Source organism: Streptomyces sp. DSM 106670, from assembly GCF_055792845.1.
In genome coordinates this window covers 6,488,739-6,509,100 of record NZ_CM147704.1, presented here as the reverse complement: position 1 = coordinate 6,509,100, position 20,362 = coordinate 6,488,739, and the positions used below count along the sequence as shown (strand labels likewise).

At 69.1% G+C, this 20,362-nt stretch carries 15 protein-coding genes and 3 pseudogenes; 11 read left to right on the top strand and 7 right to left on the bottom strand.

Translation table 11 applies throughout. The annotated features are described in order from the left end of the window. Positions 1–27: 27 nt before the first annotated feature. Positions 28–1,335, bottom strand: a complete 1,308-nt coding sequence (locus ACSMXR_RS28905) for an ABC transporter substrate-binding protein (protein ID WP_218524472.1) — start codon at positions 1,333–1,335, stop codon at positions 28–30. A 139-nt stretch (positions 1,336–1,474) separates the two neighbouring features. Here ACSMXR_RS28905 and ACSMXR_RS28900 point away from each other — a divergent pair, with 139 nt between their 5' ends. The 7 genes from ACSMXR_RS28900 to ACSMXR_RS28870 all read left to right on the top strand — a co-directional run bounded on the left by ACSMXR_RS28900 (position 1,475) and on the right by ACSMXR_RS28870 (position 8,328). Further along, positions 1,475–2,506, top strand: a complete 1,032-nt coding sequence (locus ACSMXR_RS28900; protein WP_473170213.1) for a LacI family DNA-binding transcriptional regulator — start codon at positions 1,475–1,477, stop codon at positions 2,504–2,506. Positions 2,507–2,747: 241 nt separating this feature from the next. Beyond that, positions 2,748–4,262 (top strand): ATP-binding protein, encoded by a 1,515-nt coding sequence (locus tag ACSMXR_RS28895; RefSeq protein ID WP_473170212.1) that lies wholly within the window; start codon positions 2,748–2,750, stop codon positions 4,260–4,262. Continuing rightward, positions 4,259–4,702 carry a roadblock/LC7 domain-containing protein gene (locus ACSMXR_RS28890; RefSeq protein WP_473170211.1) on the top strand — a complete coding sequence of 148 codons (444 nt, stop codon included), beginning with the start codon at positions 4,259–4,261 and terminating at the stop codon, positions 4,700–4,702. The genes ACSMXR_RS28895 and ACSMXR_RS28890 overlap by 4 nt, the downstream gene beginning before the upstream one ends. Next, positions 4,699–5,061, top strand: a complete 363-nt coding sequence (locus ACSMXR_RS28885) for a DUF742 domain-containing protein (RefSeq protein WP_473170210.1) — start codon at positions 4,699–4,701, stop codon at positions 5,059–5,061. The genes ACSMXR_RS28890 and ACSMXR_RS28885 overlap by 4 nt, the downstream gene beginning before the upstream one ends. Positions 5,062–5,122: 61 nt before the next feature. Beyond that, entirely contained in the window at positions 5,123–5,674 is a 552-nt protein-coding gene (locus ACSMXR_RS28880) for a GTP-binding protein (protein WP_473172456.1), read from the top strand. Further along, the gene (locus tag ACSMXR_RS28875) at positions 5,671–7,020 is read left to right on the top strand and encodes a cytochrome P450 (protein WP_473170209.1); all 1,350 of its coding nucleotides are present in this window, start codon (positions 5,671–5,673) and stop codon (positions 7,018–7,020) included. The genes ACSMXR_RS28880 and ACSMXR_RS28875 overlap by 4 nt, the downstream gene beginning before the upstream one ends. A gap of 105 nt (positions 7,021–7,125) precedes the next feature. Continuing rightward, positions 7,126–8,328, top strand: coding sequence for a cytochrome P450 family protein (locus tag ACSMXR_RS28870; protein WP_473172455.1), 1,203 nt, complete (start codon positions 7,126–7,128; stop codon positions 8,326–8,328). 1,039 nt (positions 8,329–9,367) lie between these two features. Here ACSMXR_RS28870 and ACSMXR_RS28865 read toward each other — a convergent pair. Then, a complete protein-coding gene (locus ACSMXR_RS28865) occupies positions 9,368–9,871 on the bottom strand; it encodes a hypothetical protein (RefSeq protein WP_473170208.1) in 504 nt (167 codons plus the stop codon). A 356-nt stretch (positions 9,872–10,227) separates the two neighbouring features. Here ACSMXR_RS28865 and ACSMXR_RS28860 point away from each other — a divergent pair. Next, a pseudogene (locus ACSMXR_RS28860) lies at positions 10,228–10,536 on the top strand (helix-turn-helix domain-containing protein); the annotation flags it as partial. A gap of 534 nt (positions 10,537–11,070) precedes the next feature. Continuing rightward, a pseudogene (locus ACSMXR_RS28855) lies at positions 11,071–11,979 on the top strand (sensor histidine kinase); the annotation flags it as partial. A 667-nt stretch (positions 11,980–12,646) separates the two neighbouring features. On the opposite strand, the pseudogene ACSMXR_RS28850 reads toward ACSMXR_RS28855, so the two are convergent. From ACSMXR_RS28850 to ACSMXR_RS28840, 3 genes and pseudogenes are all read right to left on the bottom strand, one after another. Beyond that, positions 12,647–12,763, bottom strand: a pseudogene (locus ACSMXR_RS28850) (IS5/IS1182 family transposase); the annotation flags it as partial. A 1,021-nt stretch (positions 12,764–13,784) separates the two neighbouring features. Further along, positions 13,785–15,113: a class I SAM-dependent RNA methyltransferase gene (locus tag ACSMXR_RS28845; protein WP_473170207.1), complete on the bottom strand. Its 1,329-nt coding sequence runs from the start codon at positions 15,111–15,113 to the stop codon at positions 13,785–13,787. Between the two features lie 162 nt (positions 15,114–15,275). Next, positions 15,276–17,339, bottom strand: coding sequence for an APC family permease (locus ACSMXR_RS28840; RefSeq protein WP_473170206.1), 2,064 nt, complete (start codon positions 17,337–17,339; stop codon positions 15,276–15,278). Positions 17,340–17,661: 322 nt separating this feature from the next. Here ACSMXR_RS28840 and ACSMXR_RS28835 point away from each other — a divergent pair, with 322 nt between their 5' ends. Beyond that, a complete protein-coding gene (locus ACSMXR_RS28835) occupies positions 17,662–18,330 on the top strand; it encodes a potassium channel family protein (RefSeq protein ID WP_006128172.1) in 669 nt (222 codons plus the stop codon). Continuing rightward, a complete protein-coding gene (locus tag ACSMXR_RS28830) occupies positions 18,330–19,007 on the top strand; it encodes a potassium channel family protein (protein ID WP_137230207.1) in 678 nt (225 codons plus the stop codon). Before ACSMXR_RS28835 ends, ACSMXR_RS28830 begins: the two co-directional genes overlap by 1 nt. Before the next feature lie 73 nt (positions 19,008–19,080). On the opposite strand, the gene ACSMXR_RS28825 is transcribed toward ACSMXR_RS28830, so the two are convergent. Beyond that, complete coding sequence (locus ACSMXR_RS28825) at positions 19,081–19,869, bottom strand: DUF3159 domain-containing protein (RefSeq protein ID WP_364890937.1); 789 nt, start codon at positions 19,867–19,869, stop codon at positions 19,081–19,083. 3 nt (positions 19,870–19,872) lie between these two features. Beyond that, entirely contained in the window at positions 19,873–20,298 is a 426-nt protein-coding gene (locus ACSMXR_RS28820) for an OB-fold nucleic acid binding domain-containing protein (RefSeq protein ID WP_170994444.1), read from the bottom strand. Positions 20,299–20,362: the final 64 nt, after the last annotated feature.

The following is a 20,362-nucleotide window of genomic DNA, read 5'->3' as shown; positions in this document are numbered from 1 at the left end:
GGGTTCCGCGTCCGGATTCGAGTGGGCTCACGAGGTCGGCAGCGCCTGCATGGCCTCGATGAAGGCGTCCTCATCCATCGAGCCGTTGAAGAACTGCTGGAGGGCCTGGTACATGGCGGTGGCCGCCGACTGGGGGTACGCCTGGTCCCAGGAGAGCTGGAACGCCGGGGCCTCCTTGACCATGTCGTACTGGAACTTCGCGAACCCGGGGCTGGCCGCGGTGTCCAGGAGGCCTTCGGTGTTGGTGGTGGTCGGCAGGTTGCCGATGGAGAGCTGCGCCTTGACGAACCGGTCCGAGTACATGAGCTTCAGGAACTCGGCGACGGCCTTCGGATGCTTCGTCTTCTTCACCACGGAGTAGAAGTTGTTGGTGTTGCCGACGAGGTTCGCCCGGTCGCCCTTGCCGCCCTCGACGGAGGGGAAGGCGCTGTATCCGAGGTCGTTCTTCGCGAACTCGGGGTGGGCGTCCTGCTGCGTGGAGTACTCCCACGAGCCCATCAGCTCGAAGCCTGCCCTGCCGGTCGCCAGGAGCGTGGGGGAACCCTGGTCGGTGAACTTCACCGAGTCGTAGTTGGTGCCGAAGGCCCCGGCGTCCACCAGCTCCCTGATCATGCTCAGCGCCTTCCGGCTGTCCGGGCTCGCCCAGGCGTCCTTGTCGCCGTCCAGCGCCTTCTGGAAGAGCTCGGGCCCGGCGATGCGGTCGTAGAGGTACTCGAACCACATCAGCGTCGGCCACCGGTCGCCGCCGCCCAGGGCGATCGGGGTGACCCCGTCGGCCTTCAGCGCCTTGACCGCCGCCAGCAGGTCGTCCCAGGTCTCCGGAGGTTCGACACCCGCCTTTTCGAGGACCTTGCCGTTGTTGAACAGCAGGACGGGCTGCGTGCCGCGCATGGGAATCCCGTAGGAGGCGCCGTCGACCACCGCGCTGTTGAACACGGACGGCAGGAAGTTCGCCTTGAGGCCGGGGTCGTCGGCGATGAAGGGATCCAGCGGGAGCAGCAGGCCGGCGTCGACGAACGGCTTGATGCTGCCGCCGCCCCAGTTGAAGAAGACGTCCGGCGCCTGCTTGCTCCTGATGATCGTCTGCAGTTTGGCCTGGTAGTCGGCGCCCGGGATCGTGTCCAGGACGGCCTTCACCTCCGACGTCTCGTTGAAGGTGGCGACGAGCTCCTTCTCCACCTTGTTCGCCGCGTCCCCGTAGACCAGGACATGGATGGCGTCGTCGCCGGCCGCGTCGGAATCTCCCCCGCACCCGGTCAGGGACAGGGACAGCACCAGGGCCAGGGCGGCACCACCGACGACAGCGGTCCGCGAGAACCGTGCGCGTTGTTTCATCGACTCGCCTCTCGAAACTGTTTCGGAGTCATTGCCGAAACTTGTGAGTCGGGACGCTAGGACTCCCCCTCCAAGGGGTCAACCCTCCGTCACTGCGTTACCAAAACGTTACGCACAGTGGGGGGTCGAGCCGTGCTTTATGCTCCTCGGCATGCGCGATGACGAGGAAATGGGCCGCATCACCCTGGCTCAGGTGGCCGAGCGGGCCGGCGTCTCCATTTCGACAGTTTCGAAGGTTCTCAACGGACGGCAGGACGTGGCGGCCCCCACGAGGGTCAAGGTGGAGCGCCTGCTGGAGGCCCACGCCTACCGGCGCACCACCCGGTCGGCCCGCGAGGCGCCGCTCATCGAGATCGTGTTCCACGAGCTGGAGAGCATCTGGGCGATGGAGCTGATCCGGGGGGTGGAGAACGTCGCCAAGGCCCACAACGCCGGGGTCGTCCTCACCGAAAGCGGAACCCGCCACGCGCCCGGCCCGGAGTGGATGGAGGCGATGCTCCAGCGCAGGCCGCTCGGCGTCGTCCTGGTCTTCTCCACGCTGCCCACCGAAGTGAAACAGCGGCTCAGGTCCCGCTCGATCCCCTTCGTCATCATCGACCCGGCGGGCGACCCCGACCCCGACGTCCCCTCGGTCGGCTCCGCCAACTGGAACGGCGGACTGGCCGCCACCCGCCATCTCATCGAACACGGACACCGGCGCATCGGCATCGTCACCGGTCCCGAGGACATGCTCTGCTCCCGCGCCCGGCTCGACGGCTACCGGTCGGCGATGGCCATGGCAGGACTCGAAGTGGACCCCGGCCTCATCCTGTTCGGCGACTTCCACGTGGAGGGCGGCCACGACCGCGCCACCGAGATGCTGTCCCGTCCCCACCCGCCCACCGCGATCTTCGCGGGCAGCGACCTCCAGGCCCTCGGCGTCCTGGAGGCCGCCCGGAGCCACGGCCTGCGCGTCCCCGACGACCTCTCGGTGGTCGGCTACGACGACGTATCGATCGCCCGCTGGGCAAGCCCGGCACTGACCACGGTCCACCAGCCACTGCGCCGGATGGCGGAGGAGGCCACCCAGATGCTGATGCGGCTACGGGCCGAGGAACCGGTGTCCACCCGGCTGGAGCTGGCGACGAGCCTGGTCGTACGGAAGAGCACGGCGGCGGCGCCCGAGAGCTGAGCGCGGTGCGGGGGCGCGGTCCGTGCCGGTGAAGGGCCGCGGTGCCGCACAGGGGCGTCAACGGGCGCTTTTCAGCCTCCTGTTGTGACTGAAAGACATCAACGCCTCACAATGCGAGGCTGGTTGACCTACTCTTTGCGTGCCCCCAAACCCCCGAACGCGGTTTCGATGTGTCGTGAAAGGTTGCGCTTCTCGTGGCTGGCACCGGTATCTGCAGGGTCGTCGGGTCGGGGCCGCTGCGGTGAGCCGACCGTCGAGGAAGCCAGGACGCGGCCCCGGTGCGAGCGCCGCCGTCGCCGGATGGGCCGTCTCCCTGCTTGCCGCCGCCTGTGCGGGGTGGGCCGCCGTCACCGTGGACGCCGCGTGGCACCGGGCCCTCGCGGGAGCCTGTGCCGCGGCCGTCGTCCTGCTGATCGCCCTCGTGCTGATCCTCGCCCGGCGGCTGTCCGCCGAACGCGCACACCGTGTCCGGGAGGCCGAAGTGGCCGCAGCCCGGGGCGCCGAGGTGGCGCATCTGGCCGCGGTACGCGTCCCGGCCATCGCCCAGCGACTGCACACCGGACAGCGACTGGACGGCGTGCCGGGGCCGATGGCCTCGCCGGAGGAGACCGGTGAGGAGTTCGGCCGGGCGCTGGAATCGGTCGTCGTCGCACTCGGCTCGGACACGGCCGTGCACCGCGAGCGCACCCTGCGCGACTCGGTGCAGGCCGCCTTCGAATCCGTGGCGCGCACCATGCACGTGATGGCGACCGTGCAGCAGCAGGTCCTGGACGAGGTCGAGCGCTCCATCGAAGACCCTCTTCTGATGGCCAACGTGATGAAGGCCGACCACGCGGCCTCCCAGATGACCCGCAAGGCGCAGACCCTTCTGGTGATGTGCGGGATCTGGCCCGCCCGTCGGGAGACCCGGCCGGTCTCGCTCTACGACTGCGTACGGGGCGCCCAGTCCCGGATCGTGGAGTTCGGGCGGATCGAGGTGCACGGCGGACAGACCCTGTACGCGGTGCCCCCGGCCGTGGAGGGGCTGATGCACTCCATCGCCGAACTGCTGGAGAACGCCACGGTGTTCTCACCGTCCAGCTCCCCCGTGGTCGTCAGCGTGCGGGAGGTGGGCTCCGGTGCGGTCATCGAGATCGACGACGCCGGGCTCGGGATGCCGCCGGACGTCCTGCACCAGGCCCTCGGCCATCTTCGCGACGACCTGGACCTGACCCGCCTGGGTGCGGTGCCCCGGCTCGGCCTGGCGTCCGTCGGGCGCTGGAGCCGGGAGCTGGGCTTCAACGTGGAGCTGAGCGGGTCTTCGGCGTACGGCGGCACCCGGGCCGTGATGTTCGTACCGTTCCGGCTGCTGACCGACCCGCTGCCGAGGACCGCCGCGCACCGCCGCCCCCCGATCGAAGCGGCCGAGCGCGTCGTGCCCGCCGTCCCCCCGGCAGGCGTACGCGACGACGCCCCCGAGCCGGCCGGCGTGCCCGCCCCGACGACGGCCGGCCTGCCCCGGCGGCGCAGCCGGCGCGGCGCCACCCAGGCCACGGCCACCGCACGGCACTCGGCGCCAGACCCGCAGCCCGGTGGCGCGCCCGCCGAACCCTGGACGCCGGAGGCGGCACGCGCCTCGATCGCCAGCGTGGTGTCCGGGACGCTGCGCGGCCGGGCGGCCGTCGACGCGGACGGCGACGCCGAACCCGCGTCGCCCCCGCGCGGCGGACAGTCCCCGCCCAGTACCCCGCACGAGCACGCCGGAGGCCGACCGTGACCGGAATCATCACTCGACTCCCCGACCTGGGATGGATGCTCCGCCCCCTCACCGAGATTCCCGGCGTCCGGCACACCGTGGTGGTGTCCGAGGACGGGTTGCGACTCGGGCACGCCTCCGCCGAGAACCTCTCGGGTCCGGTGGCCGGCCTGAGCGTCGCCGACGCGGAGTCGCTCTCGGCTGCCTGCGCGGCGATGACGATGACGGGCCGGTCCACCAGCGCGCTGCTGTTCGGGCGGGGCGCCGCGACACGCCAGTTGATGCTGGAGACCGACCAGGGGTTCGTGCTGTTCACCCCTGCCGGGGTGGGCGCGCACCTGGGGGTCGCCACCGAACTGGACGCCGACGTGGGCCTGGTGGCCCAGCAGATGCAGGTGCTGGTGGCGAAGATCGGCGCCCACCTGAGCAGCCTGCCCCGGGACGAGGCCGCCGCGACGTGACGACAGAGCGGCCCGAGGCGCCGAGGGCCTCGGCGATCCGCCCCTATGTCATCACCCGCGGCCGCACGGAGTCCGAGGGCGAGCCGCTGTCCTGGGAATCCCTGGTGATGACGGCGGAGGCGGCGTTCCCCGCCACCCTCCAGCCGGAGCACCTCGCCATCCTGAAGCACTGCGAGGGGCTCATCTCGGTCGCCGAGGTGGCCGCTCACCTCGGCCAGTCGCCATCGGTCGCGCAGGTGCTGCTCTCCGATCTCCTCCGCTGGGGGCTGATCGTGACCCGGCCGCCCATCCCGCCGGCCGAACGCGCCGATGTGACCATGCTCAGAAAGGTCCTCCATGGTCTCGAAAGCTGCCTCTGAAACCCTGGCCGAGGCCGACCGGCCGACCGCCGCGGCCAACGGCAAGTACCTCGACTCGAATGTGTCGGGCGCGGCGAAGATCCTGGTCGTCGGCCCGCTGGGGGTGGGCAAGACGACGCTGATCGGTACGGTGTCGGAGATCGAACCGCTCTCCACCGAGGCGTCGATGACCCGGGCGGGCGTCCGGGTGGACCCGTACGCCGGGGACAGCGGCAAGAAGACCACCACGGTCGCCCTCGACTTCGGCCGGCTGACCATCGACGGCGACCTGGTCCTGTATCTGTTCGGCACGCCGGGCCAGCAGCGGTTCCTGCCGGCCTGGCGGGACCTGGCCAAGGGGGCGCTCGGCGCGCTCGCCCTGGTGGACAGCCGGGACCTGGCGGCTTCTTTCGACGCGCTGGACAACCTGGAGGATCTGGACCTGCCCTTCGCGGTCGCCGTCAACGTCTTCCCGTCCGGCCCCCGGTACGACGCCGACGACATCCGTACGGCCCTCGATCTGCTGCCCGACACCCCGCTGGTGACCTGCGACGCACGGGACCGGGCCTCATCGATCCGGGCACTGATCGCCCTGGTCCGTCACCTCATCCACGTCGCCACGGAGTCCTCATGAGCACGCCCCACCCCACGGCCGGGCCGGCCGCCGGCTGCCCCGTGACCGGCGCCCCCGTCACCGCGGCCGCGCTGTACGGGCCCGGCCTCGACGGCAACACGATGCCCGCGCTGTACGAGGAACTGCGCGGCACACACGGCCCGGTGGCGCCGGTGTCCCTCGCCCCCGGCATCGACGCCTGGCTGGTCCTGGGCCACCGCGAACTGCTCCGGCTCACCCGCGAGGAGCAGGACTTCTCGCACGACCCGCGCCGGTGGAGCCTGCTGCGCGAAGGCCGGGTGCCGGCCGACTCGCCGATCCTGCCGATGGTCGGCTGGCGCCCCGCGCTGCTCTTCGCGGACGGGCAGCAGCACCGCAGGATGCGCGGCGCCGTCTCCGACGCGCTGGCCGGGATCAACGGGCATGAGCTGCGCCGCAGCGTCCGGGCCACCGCCGAGGCCCTGATCACCGGCTTCGCGGCCCACGGCGAGGCCGACCTCGTCGCCGCGTACGCGCGCATGCTGCCGATGCGGGTGATCGCCGGGCTGCTCGGGGTGGACGACCGGACCGGCCGGGAGCTGGTGGAGGCGGTGGGAGGCCTGGTCTCCGCCACCAGCGGGGCGGCGGACGCCAGTCGCCGGATGGGCGCGATCCTCCTCTCACTGATCGAGGAGAAGCGGCGGGTGAGGGGCGAGGACATCGTCTCGGCGCTGCTGCACCACCCGGCGCGGCTCACCGACGAGGAGGTGCTGCACAACCTGGTGGTGATGTTCGTGGCGGGCAACCAGACCACGGTGAACTGGATCGCCACCTCGCTGCGCATCCTGCTCTGCGACCCCGCGCTGCGCTCCTCGCTGAGCGGCGGCCACCTCAGCGTCGACGACGCACTCGACCTGGTCCTGTGGCGCTTCCCGCCCACCCAGAACTTCCCGGCCCGCTACGCCACCCGCGACATGAGGTTCGGCGGCCAGGACATCCGGGCGGGCGACATGCTGGTCCTGGGCCTGGCGGCGGCCAACGCCGATCCGGAGGTCCTGCCGGCCGACGGCGCCCCTGTGGTCGGCAACCGCTCCCATCTGGCGTTCGGCGCGGGCCCGCACACCTGCCCCGCCCAGGACCCGGCCCGCCTGATCACCCGGACCGCGGTCGACACGATCCGGCACCGCCTGCCCGACCTGGAACTGGCGGTCCCCGAAGACGAGCTGAAGTGGGTCAACTCGCCGTGGAGCAAGGGCCTGGGCACGCTGCCCGTGCGCTTCACCTCGCCGCAGTTGCCGCAGGGCCCGGTGCCCTCCCTGCCGACCGAGGCCCCCGCCCCGGCGTGGCCGCACCGGAACGCGGTGCGGTCACAGGCCCGGCCGCACTGACCCGTCCGGAGCCCGTCCTTCCTCGGCTTGTCCCCGTCCCTCCGAAGACCAGGAGCCCTGTTGAACACGTCACCGCTGAACCCCCCGGCCGACCACCCGCACCGCCTGGACCCGGCCGGGGGCTGCCCGCACGCGGCCAACGCCCGGCTGCTGGCCCGGGGGGCGGTCACCCCGGTGGTCCTCCCCGGCGAGGTGCGGGGGATGGCAGTGCTGGGCCACGACGCGCTCAAGGAATTCCTCGCGCACCCCGACGTCGCCAAGAACGCGCAGCACTTCACAGCGCTCCAGGCCGGGGAGATCGCCGACGGCTGGCCGCTCAAGACGTTCGCCACGGTGCAGGGGATGACGACCGCGGACGGCGCCGACCACCGGCGGCTGCGGTCGCTGATGAGCAAGGCGTTCACGGCCCGCCGGGTCGAGGAACTCCGCCCGTACGTGGCGGAGCTGACATCCCGCCTGCTGAGCAACCTGGAGGCGGCCGCCACCGAGGACGGCGTCGTCGATCTGCGCACCCACTTCGCGCTGCCGCTGCCGATGGGCGTCATCTGCGAACTGCTGGGCGTGGACGAGGCCCACCACGACCGGCTGCACCACCTCTCCAACCAGATCGTGGCCACGGACATCGAGCCGGCCGAGGCGATGGCGGCCAACCGGGAGATGGTGGAGGTCCTGAGCGCGGTCGCGGCCGCCCGGGCGGCCGACCCGGGGGACGACCTCACCAGCGCGATGATCGCGGCCCGCGAGGAGGACGGCGACCGGTTCAGCCCGCACGAGCTGATCGGCACGCTGATGCTGACCATCATCGCGGGACACGAGACGACGCTGAACCTGATCACGAACGCCGTACGCGCCCTGTGCACCCACCGGGACCAGCTCGACCTGGTCCTGACCGGCGCGGCGAGCTGGGCGGACGTGGTGGAGGAGACCCTGCGCTGGGACAGCCCGGTCAGCTACTTCCCCTTCCGCTACCCGACCCGCGACCTGACCCTGGACGGCACCGTGATCCCCCGGGGCACCCCGGTCCTCGCGGGGTACTCGGCGGCCGGCCGCGACACACGAGCCCACGGCCCGGACGCGGCACGCTTCGACATCACCCGCACCGGCGATTCCCGCCATCTCTCCCTGGGACACGGCGCGCACTACTGCATGGGCGCGCCCCTGGCCCGTCTGGAGAGCACCACAGCCCTGGAACAGCTCTTCACCCGCTTCCCGACCCTGGACCTCGCGGTCCCGGAGCCGGAACTACCGCGGCACGCCTCGTTCGTGGGGAACAGTGTGCGGAAGTTGCCGGTGCGGCTGAAGGGGTGAGAGCACCGCTTCCGGGTCAGATGCCTTTTGCGGCGGGCTCGAGAATGGCCACGCACTCCACATGGTGCGTCATCGGAAGGATGTCGCGGAGAGCGGGAACTGGGGAAAGCAGAGGCCAGAGGGCCTATTCCTGCCTCATCGGCGACCGGTGAAGTCGCCCGAGCGTCAGATGAGCGTCAAAGAGAGCCGGGGCCGCGCTTCTGCTCGTGCCGCATCAGACAACGTTCGCGACCGAGCATCCCGCACAGCCGTTCCTCGACTGCGTGCTCGTTCGGCCAGATGAGCGGCTACCACACTCGGGATCACGCAGGCCTCCGGCAGGGTGAAGCGGACCCGCGAAGAGATGCGGGCCAACCACCTTGAGGGCGGCTGCCCAGTGCCACGCACGCGAGGGCCACCTCAACGTGCCCCGCAGCCACAGGGAGCAGGCCGACGGCGAAACCGTACGGTCCGGAGCCTGGATCAACCAGCAGCAAGTCAAGGCCGGGAAGCTATCGCTTCAGAAGGCGAGGAGCTGTCCGCCTTGGATATGCGCTGGTCGTAGACGAACGGCCGCAGGCACGCTACGCGGGCTGGCGGGCTGAGTGATCTGCAATTCTCGCTGCAGCAACAGCCCGTGGGCGGCACCCGCCTCGCGGGCGATGCTCAGGCTGCGAACGCCGCGCCGCGCAAGGTCGCCGCCGCCGGGCGGCTGCCGAGATGAGCCTTGCCGACCGCGCCGATCCGGGACCGTTGTGCAGCTGTCTCAACCGCTTCCATAGGGTGATCGTTTGACTTCCGAGAAAGGTGCATCGCCTCGTGAATTCATTCCGCAAGTCCAGCAGTTCAGCCCTACCGTCCCGCGGCAGCTCGTACCCGTTCGATGACGGGACGGCGCGCTCGGGGTGGAACGTCTTGGCTGGACATGACCTCCGCGTGCTCGGTCAGGGCTGCGACGAACTCGTTGAGCGCGCCGGGAATACTCGTGGGCGGTGTCAGTCCCTCGGGGTCGGAGAAAGTCGAGGCCTTCCTGATCTGATGTGTCAGCGGTCCTTTCGCGTCACCAGGTGTCGTGACGGGTGTGGGAGATATGCCCGCGACTGTTGAAGTAGTCGACGTGCACGTGGTTGCCCGAGGAACAGACCTCACGGCAACGGCAGCCCCCCCCCACCCGGGCGTCCGGCCGTGCGGCCGCGATGGCAGCCTGCTTCGACTTGTACTTCGTCGGAGTACGCAAGTCTCTCCAGTTCGGAGCGTTGGAAGACTTGAGCCCGTCGCCGATGACCACGTCGGTGACGGGTGAGAACGTGATCCCACCCGTCACATCGTTGGCCGCCCGCACTCTGTCGCCTCGGACCACCTCAGCAATGGGCTTGGGGATGCCGTCAGCCGTGACGACGTGGATGTCGAGCAAGAAGGAGTTACGCCGGTAACTGCGGGCAATCGTGCGCGCCGCGCGGATGACCCAGCAGGCAGAAAGAGCAGCCGTACCATGAGCGCGCAGCTCCCGCTCCGTCGCACTGACCTCTGCCTTCTCAAGGAGAGCCGAGAGGACGTTCGTCACGCGCCCCTGCAGAACTGCGGGTCAGAAGAATCACCCCACTTCGGCGAGTTCCCCACGGCGTAGGGAGATCAGGCATCTCCACGGCCGGTCCCATCCGTCGAGCTGAGAGGGCAGCGGGGCCTCGCCGACAGCCCTCGACCTGAGGTCAGTTGCCGCTGTCGCCGGCATCAAGATGATCCGGGGTCGCCCGGCGACGGCGGTGTGCCCTCCGTGCCGCACAGACTCCGAATACGGCTGCGGCCAACTGCAACCCGGCCGTCCCCAAGCTGAGGATCTCGCCCACGGTGTGCATCTCGCTCCTCCTGTTCACGCACGCACCCACGGCGTACAGGGGAAGCTTCACGATCCGGGAATTCATGCACCAGGGACAAGATCGGTTTGGTCATTCTTGCCGCAGCCCGGCACCAACCACTGGGAGGATGCAGGTAAGAAGGGGGTTGTTGCGAGGGATGCAAGAACGACGGCGTGGACGTCCGATGGGCGCGTTGGACCCGAAGCTGGGCCCAGAGATGACGGTCTGGGCGAATCGCCTCCGCGAGTTCTACAACAGCCTGGGCCTCACCCTGCTGGGTTTGGAGGGCCTACTTGGCATCGACGCCAGTACCCTCTCCCGCTACTTCAACGGTCAGCGGATTCCAGAGATCAGCTTCCTGAAAAGCCTCGACGATGCGATCGACAAGCAGACCGGTGCACGACTAAAGCCTCAGGTCATGGCTGCCGTACGCGCCGAGTACCTGGCCGCCTGTCTGGTCTACGAGCCGCAACGGCACGAGGTATACGTACTGCGCGATGAGTTGGACGAGGCACGCACCAGGCTGACGGCCGCCGAGCAAACCGTCTTCGAGCTGCAGGAGCAGATCACCGTCGAGCAGCAGCGTCAGCAGGAACTGCTTGCCGGATTGCGCGAGCTCGAGACGGTGGCGGCCAGCGGTCTCCGCGATGCCAAGCAGCTCCGGCAGGAGCGGGATATGGCCCTTGTGGAGCGGGATCAGTTGGACGAGCTCCTCCAGGACCATCTGGTGGAGCTGCGACTGGCCAGCCGTGATCGCGTGATCAGCCTCCAGCTGGAGAAGGAAGTGACCCGCGCCCTGGCCACGGCCGAGCAGGCGCTGGAGGATGTCCTCGCGGGCGAGGAGTCGGAGCCGCCGCCCACTCCCGCGGAGGCTGACTCCGGCCCGGCCAAGTCACGTTGGTGGAAACGCACTTCCTCCGGAGAGCTGGCCCGGCTGCGTGAGCAGACTTCATTGGCTGCCCGAGTACACATCCCTCGACTTGTCATGCAGCTAAGCGAGGCGGACCCTCAGGACGTCGACTTATCGATCCCTTCCGTGGGCAGCTACTCCAGCGCGGAGGCCGCCCAGTTGGCGTCCGCGATCGATTCGCTGCTGCGCGAGTCCGCGCGGCTGGCAGGTGAACAGGCTCTGCTGCGGGGCAACGTCAATGCGATCTTCACCAACCTCTCGCGCCGTTCACAGGGTCTCATTCAGCGTCAGCTCTCGCTCATCTCCGAGTTGGAGGAACAAGAGAAGGACCGCGAACAGCTATCCTCACTGTTCAAGCTGGACCACCTCGCAACCCGCATGCGACGCAACGGCGAGAACCTCCTCGTCCTCGCGGGCGAGGAGCCCGGCCGGCGCTGGACCCGACCGGTCCCGCTGGTAGACGTGCTCCGCGCCGCCACCTCCGAGGTGGAGCAATACGAACGCATCGAACTAAGCCACATCCCGGGCACCGAAATTGGTGGGCGGGTCGTCAACGACTGCGTGCACCTGCTTGCCGAGCTCCTGGAGAACGCCGCCTCATTTTCTCCGCCACACACCAAGGTCTACGTCACCGGCAACGCCCTGCCCGACGGCCGCGTACTGATCGAGATCCACGACACCGGCATCGGAATCCCGCCCGAGGAACTCGACCACATCAATGAACGGCTGGCATCGCCTCCCATCGTCGACGTCTCCGTCTCGCGCCGCATGGGTCTGTTCGTGGTCAGCCGCCTCTCGCTGCGTCACGGCATCCGGATCCAGCTGCGCCCGTCTGACTCGAATGGCACAACCGCACTGGTCATGCTGCCAATCGATGTAGTTCGCCCCCCTCGGGCAGTGGGGCCAGTCGAGCACTTTGAGGACTCCTTGTGGGAACAAGTCAGCCCATCATCATCCCCGACTGCGCCCCATGCCTAGGCCGGCGTCTCGGCCGACCCAACGGACCTGCCCATGGTCGACCACGGTCCCCGATATGAACAGCGATACACCTCGCAGACCTTGCCATTCTCCGACACACCCGCCACAGGCCTTGCCCACGGCTGGCTGCCGGACGATCGAAAGGGCGTGCGCCGAATCAGGAAAAAAGCCCGAGCGTTCGGCGGTGACGTTCGGGGGGCTGCCCTGGTCAGGGAAGCCTCCTTCCGTCCCGATTGTCAGGCCCGTGATGCATGCTGGGTCAGTCACCAACGGGTGAGGAATCGTGCCTGGCGTCCCTGCTACATCCCTAAGGTAAACGCTGGCTACTGAAAGTAGTCGTACGAGGGAACCGCCGCGGCGCCAAGAGGGAAGCGGCTGGGTCCACAGACGGGGCATGCGGTTGTTGATCGAGCCGACGCACTGGGATCTGAAAGCACTCGTGGGGTGGAGTGCCCCTGCCAGGCGCCCCATACATCGTCATGACCTTTCACGGGGTCAGCGTTCCTGCGGGGGAGACCTCTGCCACCCCATCCCCTTCAGATGCCTGACCAGCCCCGCAAGCCGCTCGATCAGCTCCTGCGCCTTAGAAGTCATCTCATTTGGTGAGTCTGCGGTAGCAGATGAGGGTGCAGGCGATGCTGGTGAAGGCGAGGTAGTGGTCGGCTTTGCGTTCGTAGCGTCGGTGGAGGCGGTGGCAGCCAGCGAGCCAGCTTCGATTCGGCCGATGCCGATTGGGTCACTGTCAAGCTGTGCCGGTAGCTGATCACGGAGATAGCGGATGACGGCGGAGCGTGCGTGGCCATCGTCCACGGTGAAGTCGAAGAGGGTGGGCTTGAGGTCCTCAAGTCGGCGCATCTCCGGTGCTGGCTTTGTTCCAGGCTGTGAAGGCGGCCAGTACGTCACGGTCGCCGCTGACGATGACAATCTCGTCCGGGGCGGCACGTTCCAGCACGTCGCGGATCCAGGCACGGTCGCTGGCGCCAGTCTTGCCCCCCCCCCCCCCGCGATTCCTCCTCCCCCGTGCTGTGGTCGGCTGCCCTGGCTCCCTTGAGCTTGGCCGGGGGGCAGAGACGGACCTGGTCCCTCAAGCCTTCGATCGCACTTCGACCAGTGAGCTCGATGATCTCCACATTGGGGATCTTCGCCAGGTTGGCGAGCACCGCCGCGATCACCTCGTCGCGGTCTGGGTAGTCCGACACGGGCACGCTGAGGCCAGCCTGCTGGAGTCGCCAACGTTCGGTGGACGCGGCACTTTTCAGGATCTGCCAGTCAAGTACCAAGTGTTCGGCCCACTCCCAAGCGACGGTCTCGGGTATCCAGGTCTTGACGCCTATGCCGGCAAGTCGCGCGGCCAGGCGCTCCAGTTGGTCGAGGTCAGGTCGCGCGTAGCCTTAGGCGTTCGCGTCGAACACCACGGCCTTGAGCTTTTCGCGAAGGGGGGAAGCCAGTCTGAGGGTCACGCTGTCCGTAGATCGCGCTCGCGATTTCCTTGCCGTGGGCTGGTTTGTCTACCCGAAGCGCAGCCCCTCGTGGGCGCTCACACAATGTCGACTACGCATCGAGGCCCCGCTCCCCTCAGGCAGCTGATCGTGGCAGCGACCACGCAGCACCTGGTGACCGACACACCCCCCTTCCGGGGACCTGATCCGCCCAACGGTTGCCCGACACCTCATCAGAACGAGCGTCAAGATATCGCCCGTAACACACATACTGCGCACGAACAAAACCGCAGTTCAGGAGCTTTTTGCGGCCGGTTCAAGGATCGCCACGCACTCCACATGATGCGTCATAGGAAACAGATCGAACGCCCGCAGCGTCCGCACCCTGTACCCGCCCTCCGCGAAGTACGCCAGGTCCCGCGCCAGTGCCGCCGGGTCGCAGGCCACATAGGCGATCTTGCGGGCGCCCAGGCCCGACAGCTGCTTGACGACCTGCTTGCCGGCGCCCGCGCGCGGCGGGTCCAGGACGATCAGGTCGCACTCCGTGATGCCCGTGCGGGGCAGGACCTGGTCGACCTTGCCGTGTTCGATGCGGACCCGGTCGAGGTCCTTCAGGTTGTGGCGGGCGTCCTCGACCGCGCGTTTGCCGGACTCGATGCCGAGGACCGCGCCCTTCTCGCCGATGCGCTGGCCGATGGCGCCGGCGAACAGGCCGACGCCGCAGTAGAGGTCGAGGGCGGTGTCGTTCTTGCGGGGCAGCAGGCCCTGCATGACCGCGCGGACCAGGGTGTTGGCCGCCTGCGGGTGGACCTGCCAGAAGCCGCCGGAGCCGACGCGGTAGGTGCGGTCGTCGGCGCGTTCGCGGACGAAGGCGCGGCCGTGGACGCGGTGGACGCCGCCGTCCTTCTCGTCGACCCGGAGTACCGAGACCGGCTTGTCCAGCTCGACCAGGGGCAGTCGGCCGCCGGGCTTCGGGGTGAGGATGACCTGGCGGTCGTTGGAGCCGGTGGCGGTGATGGCCTCCACCGCGGCGATCTGGGGCCACTCGCGCTTCTCCACGCCGAGTTCGGAGACGCCCGGCGCGGCGATCAGGCAGTGGTCGATCGGCTGGACGTCGTGCGAGCGGTGCTTGCGCAGGCCCGCGCGGCCCTCGGCGTCGATGGCGTACTGGACCCGGGTGCGCCAGGCCGGTACCTCGCCCGCGGGGAGCTTGTCGCCCTCGGCGGGCATGACCGTGCCGTCCCAGCCGGCCTCCTCGGGGGTCAGGCCCGCCAGGCGCTGGAGCTGCTCGGCGATCACCTCGCCCTTGAGGCGGCGCTGCGCGCCCGGCTTGGCGTGCTGCCAGTCGCAGCCGCCGCACATGCCGGGACCGGCGTACGGGCACGGCGCCTCGACCCGGTCCTTGGACGGCTCGATGATCCGTACCGCGTCGGCCCGCAGGAAGCGGGAGTCCGTGTCGCCGTCGGTGACCTTGGCGATGATCTTCTCGCCGGGCAGCGTGTGGCGGACGAAGAGGACCTGGTTCTCGGCGGTGCGGGCGATGCAGTGGCCGCCGTGCGCGACGGGCCCGACCTCGACCTCGTACTCCTCCCCGACCAGCGACGACGTGGGTTCGTTCTGCATGTGGGGAGGCTCCAGGGAGGAAGGGGGTAAGCGGTCGAGCGTGCGGCCGGACGACAGCCCACCAGTCTACGCGGGTGCCGTGAGGGTGCTGACCACGATCAGCCGCCGTCCCGCCCGGTCCGTCAACCCGCCGCCGCCCGGACCCGCCGTCGCCCCGTTCGTTCACCCCTTGCGGTGCGGCATCCTGCGGTGCGGCTCCTTGTGGCCGCGTTCCACCGGGCCCCGGCGGACCGATCCCGGAGCGCTCCAGTCCGCACGCCTGCGGGCCCGCTTCTTCGCGGCCTCGGAGGACTGGAGCTGGTACGGGACCGAGGTAACCATCACGCCGGGGGTGAACAGCAGGCGGCCCTTGAGGCGCAGGGCGCTCTGGTTGTGCAGCAGGTGCTCGTACCAGTGGCCGACCACGTACTCCGGGATGTACACGCTGATCACGTCGCGCGGGCTCTGGCGGCGCAGGCCCTTGACGTACTCGATGACCGGGCGGGTCACCTCGCGGTACGGGGAGTCGAGGATCTTGAGCGGGACGTTGATGCCGCGTCGTTCCCAGTCCTCGCGCAGCGCCTTCGTCTCGGCCGGGTCGACGCTGATGGAGAGCGCCTCCAGGTGGTCGGCGCGGATCAGTTTCGCGTAGGCGAGGGCGCGCAGCGTGGGGCGGTGGAGCTTGGAGACCAGCACGATCGCGTGCACGCGGGAGGGGCGCAGGGTCTCGTCGGTGGGGGCCTCGTCGGCGGAGATCTCGGCGGCGACCCGGTCGTAGTGCTTCCGGATCGCGGTCATCGTGCCGTAGAAGATGACCATGCCGAGCAGGGCCACCCAGGCGCCGTGGGTGAACTTGGTGGCCAGGACCACGACGAGGACCAGGCCGGTGAAGGTCGCGCCGAAGGCGTTGATGGCGCGGGAGCGGACCATGTGGCGGCGCTTGGCCGGGTCGCGTTCGTCGGCCAGCAGGCGGTTCCAGTGCCGGACCATGCCGGTCTGGCTGAGGGTGAAGGAGACGAACACCCCGACGATGTAGAGCTGGATCAGGTGCGTGGTGTCGGCGTCGTAGATCCAGACGAGCAGGATGGCCGCGCCGGCCAGCAGGACGATGCCGTTGGAGAACGCGAGGCGGTCGCCGCGGGTGTGCAGCTGGCGCGGCAGGTAGCGGTCCTGGGCGAGGATCGAGCCGAGCAGCGGGAAGCCGTTGTACGCGGTGTTCGCCGCCAGGAAGAGGACGAGCGCGGTCGCGGTGGCGAGGACCATGAAGAGGAACGAGCCATGACCGAAGACCGCCTCGGCGACCTGGGAGATCACCGGGTCCTGGGTGAAGCCTGCGCCGACCGGGGTGCCGTCGCGGATCAGGTCCACGGCCGGGTTCTCGGCCATCTTGACGTCGGTGGCCATGGCCAGGCCGATGATCCCGCAGAACATGGTGACGGCGAGCAGGCCCATCGCGGCGAGCGTGGTCGCGGCGTTCTTGCTCTTGGGCTTGCGGAAGGCGGGCACTCCGTTGCTGATCGCCTCGACGCCGGTGAGGGCGGCGCAGCCGGAGGAGAAGGCCCGCAGGAGAAGGAAGACAAGCGCGAAACCGGCCAGTCCCTCGTGTTCGGGTTTGATCTCGAAGTCGGAGGTGGGGGCGTGCATCGTGTCGCCGAGGACCAGCCCCCGGAACGCGCCCCACAGGATCATCACGAAGACGCCGGCCACGAAAAGGTACGTGGGAATCGCGAAGAGCTTTCCGGATTCCCTGACTCCGCGCAGATTCATCAGGGTGAGCAGAACGATGGCGCCGATCGCGCAGAGCGTCTTGTGCTCGATGACGAACGGGATCGCGGAGCCGAGGTTCTCGACGCCGGAGGAGATCGACACCGCGACGGTGAGGACGTAGTCGACGAGCAGGGCGCTGGCGACGGTCAGTCCGGCCTTCGGGCCGAGGTTGGTGGTGGCGACCTCGTAGTCGCCGCCGCCGCTCGGGTAGGCGTGGACGTTCTGCCGGTAGGAGGCGACGACCGTGAACATGAGCACGACGACCGCGAGGGCGATCCAGGGGCTGAAGTGGTACGCCGACACCCCCGCGATGGACAGCACGAGGAGGACTTCTCCGGGTGCGTACGCCACCGAGGACAACGGGTCGGACGCGAAGACGGGGAGCGCGATGCGCTTGGGGAGAAGGGTCTCCCCAAGCTTGTCGCTGCGCAGCGCCCGGCCGATCAGGATCCGTTTGGGCACGTCGGTCAGTTTGGACACGGTGAGGATCGTAAGCGCAGCCCGTGGCCGAAACGCACGCCCTTTCGACGTGGCCCCGCAATCTCCTGCGGTCGGCCGAGAAAGCCCTGCCATTCCTTAACGCGATCCTTGCACCCGCCCACCCTGTTTTGCTTTCCCTTTACCGGAGTGCGCGAGGATACGGACCCGCGGATGAGGCAGGGGCCTCCCCGGCGCATAAGCTCGACTCCGGGCCACACCGCGGGTGTGTGCCCCGTTGTTTGCCCAGCAAGCTGAGAGAGAAGTGTGAGCAGCGTGTTTTCGCAGGTCAGCCGGATGACCAGGACGGCGGGGTAGGCGCACAGTGCACATCGTCATCATGGGCTGCGGGCGCGTCGGTGCCGCTCTCGCGCAGACCCTGGAACAGCAGGGGCACACCGTCGCGGTGATCGACCAGGACCCCACGGCGTTCCGTCGCCTCGGGTCCGGTTTCGGCGGTCGCCGGGTCACCGGGGTCGGTTTCGACCAGGACACCCTCCGCGAGGCGGGCATCGAGGACGCCGGGGCGTTCGCCGCGGTCAGCAGCGGCGACAACTCCAACATCATCGCGGCCCGGGTGGCCCGCGAGATGTTCTCCATCGAGAACGTCGCGGCGCGGATCTACGACCCCAAGCGCGCCGAGGTCTACCAGCGTCTCGGCATCCCCACCGTGGCGACCGTGCGCTGGACGGCGGACCAGATGCTGCGGCGGCTGCTGCCGTCGGGCGCGGAGCCCCTGTGGCGCGATCCGAGCGGAGGTGTGCAGCTCGCCGAGGTGCACACGACGCCGTCCTGGATCGGCCACAAGATCAGCACGCTCCAGGAGGAGACGGGGGTCCGCGTGGCCTTCCTCACCCGGTTGGGCGAGGCCATACTGCCGACCTCGCAGACCGTCCTCCAGGAAGGCGACCTGGTCCACGTGATGATGCGTACGGACGAGATCGCCAAGGTCGAAGAGGCCTTCGCCCAGGGTCCCGAGGAGGACGGTCACTGATGCGTGTGTCGATTGCCGGGGCGGGTGCGGTGGGCCGTTCCATCGCCACCGAGCTGCTGGAGAACGGGCACGAGGTGCTGCTGATCGACAAGGCGCCGACCGCCATCTCGGTGGAGCGGGTCCCGATGGCCGAGTGGCTGCTCGCGGACGCCTGTGAGATCACCTCGCTGGACGAGGCGGCGTTGCAGCGGTGCAACGTGGTGATCGCCGCGACCGGGGACGACAAGGTCAACCTGGTCGTCTCGCTGCTCGCCAAGACCGAGTACGGCGTGCCGCGTGTGGTGGCCCGGGTGAACAACCCGAAGAACGAGTGGCTGTTCAACGAGTCCTGGGGCGTGGACGTCGCCGTCTCGACGCCGCGTCTGATGTCGGCCCTGGTCGAGGAGGCGGTGAGCGTCGGCGATCTGGTCCGGCTGCTGCGCTTCAGCCACGGCGACGCCAACCTGGTGGAGCTGACGCTGCCGCCGGAGTCGGCGCTGGCCGGTACCCGCGTCGGCGATGTGGCCTGGCCCGAGGACACCTCGCTGGTGACGATCATCCGCGGTACGCGGGTGCTGACGCCGAGCCCCGAGGAGTCCCTGGAGGCCGGTGACGAGCTGCTGTTCGTGGCCGCCCAGGCGCGCGAGGAGCAGTTGGAGGACCTGTTGTCGGTCCGGCGGAGTCCTGAGGACGGCTGAGCGAGCCGGCATGGGAAGGGGCCCGGAACCGCTCAGCGGTTCCGGGCCCCTTTCCGTACAGAGCGTGCGGGGGTCAGGCCTCCGGGTCGCGGAGCGCGGCAGCAGCGGCCTTGCGCTCCTTCTCGGCCTTTTCCTCGGCCTCCATCTCGGCGAAGACGTCGATGGGCGCCGGCGCCTTCGCGAGGAAGATCCAGGTCAAGTAGACCGCGAGCAGGAACGGCGGGATCTTCAGGGCGATCAGCACCCAGCCGAACTGGGTGGTGTCGGCCCACCAGTAGAGCGGGAAGAGGATCGCGCACTTGGCGAGCAGGATGAAGCCCCAGGCGTAGCTGGCCTTGGTGTACGCCTTCTTCCGGCCCGGGTTACGGGTCCGCCAGGAGAGGTTCTCCTTGAAGACCGGGCCCAGGATCAGGCCGATCAGCGGCACCCCGGCGGCGGCTGTGGCGATGTAGGCGACCGACAGGCCCAGGGTGTAGAGCATGCCCGGCAGATAGAAGTCCTTGGCGTCGCCCGTCATCTTCGCGAAGAGGACGCCGAAGGCCACCCCGAAGACGCCGCTGAAGGCGTGCTTGACGGTGTCCCGGCGGACCAGCCGGACGACGACGAGGGCCAGGGAGACGGCCAGGGCCGCGATGGCCGAGGCGTTCAGGTTCTTGTTGATCGTGAAGATCGTGACGAAGAGCAGCCCGGGGAGGACTGTCTCCACCATGCCGCGCACCCCGCCGAAGGCCTCGAAAAGGGCGGCCTCGGTGACAGCCTTCGACTCGGCGTCCTGCTGGGCGGCGTGCCTCCCGCCGGTGTGCCGCGGGTCGGTGCGGTGGGTCTGGTCCGTGTCGGACGTCGGCTTGTCGAGAGACGTCACCGGCTACTCCTTGCCGAGCGGTCGGAGTTCGTATGTGGGGTTGAACAGCACCCGGCGGCCGTGGCTCATGGCGACCCGCCCCGAGGCGATGATTCTGCGGCCGGGCTCTATGCCGACGATGGAGCGGCGGCCGAGCCAGACCACGTCCAGCGGTTCGGTGCCGTCGAAGAGCTCCGCCTCCAGGGCGGGCACTCCGGCCCGGGGACGGAGGGTGACGGTCCGCAACGTACCAGCCACCTTCACGATCTGCCGGTCGGAGCACTCGGAGATCCGGGTGCATCCGGTGGCCTGCGCGTCTTCCCGCAGCTCCTGGGACTCCAGGTCCTCCTGGGAGCTGGACAGCCGGTCGAGCATACGGCGGAAGCGCCCGGAAGGTCGCGCCGCCTTCCCGGCCTTCCCGGCTTTCTCGGATCGGGGAACAGCACTCATACCCGAAGAGTACCGGTCCTGCGGGCGGTACACGCGGGCCCGCGATGATCACTCGAAAGGGTGA

What these genes read in the sequence shown, in the direction of transcription:
- ACSMXR_RS28830 (WP_137230207.1), top strand. Translation starts at nt 18,330, where the DNA reads ATGCGTGTGTCGATTGCCGGGGCGGGTGCGGTGGGCCGTTCCATCGCC.
- ACSMXR_RS28875 (WP_473170209.1), top strand. Translation starts at nt 5,671, where the DNA reads ATGAGCACGCCCCACCCCACGGCCGGGCCGGCCGCCGGCTGCCCCGTG.
- ACSMXR_RS28820 (WP_170994444.1), bottom strand. Translation starts at nt 20,298, where the DNA reads ATGAGTGCTGTTCCCCGATCCGAGAAAGCCGGGAAGGCCGGGAAGGCG.
- ACSMXR_RS28905 (WP_218524472.1), bottom strand. Translation starts at nt 1,335, where the DNA reads ATGAAACAACGCGCACGGTTCTCGCGGACCGCTGTCGTCGGTGGTGCC.
- ACSMXR_RS28845 (WP_473170207.1), bottom strand. Translation starts at nt 15,113, where the DNA reads ATGCAGAACGAACCCACGTCGTCGCTGGTCGGGGAGGAGTACGAGGTC.
- ACSMXR_RS28900 (WP_473170213.1), top strand. Translation starts at nt 1,475, where the DNA reads ATGCTCCTCGGCATGCGCGATGACGAGGAAATGGGCCGCATCACCCTG.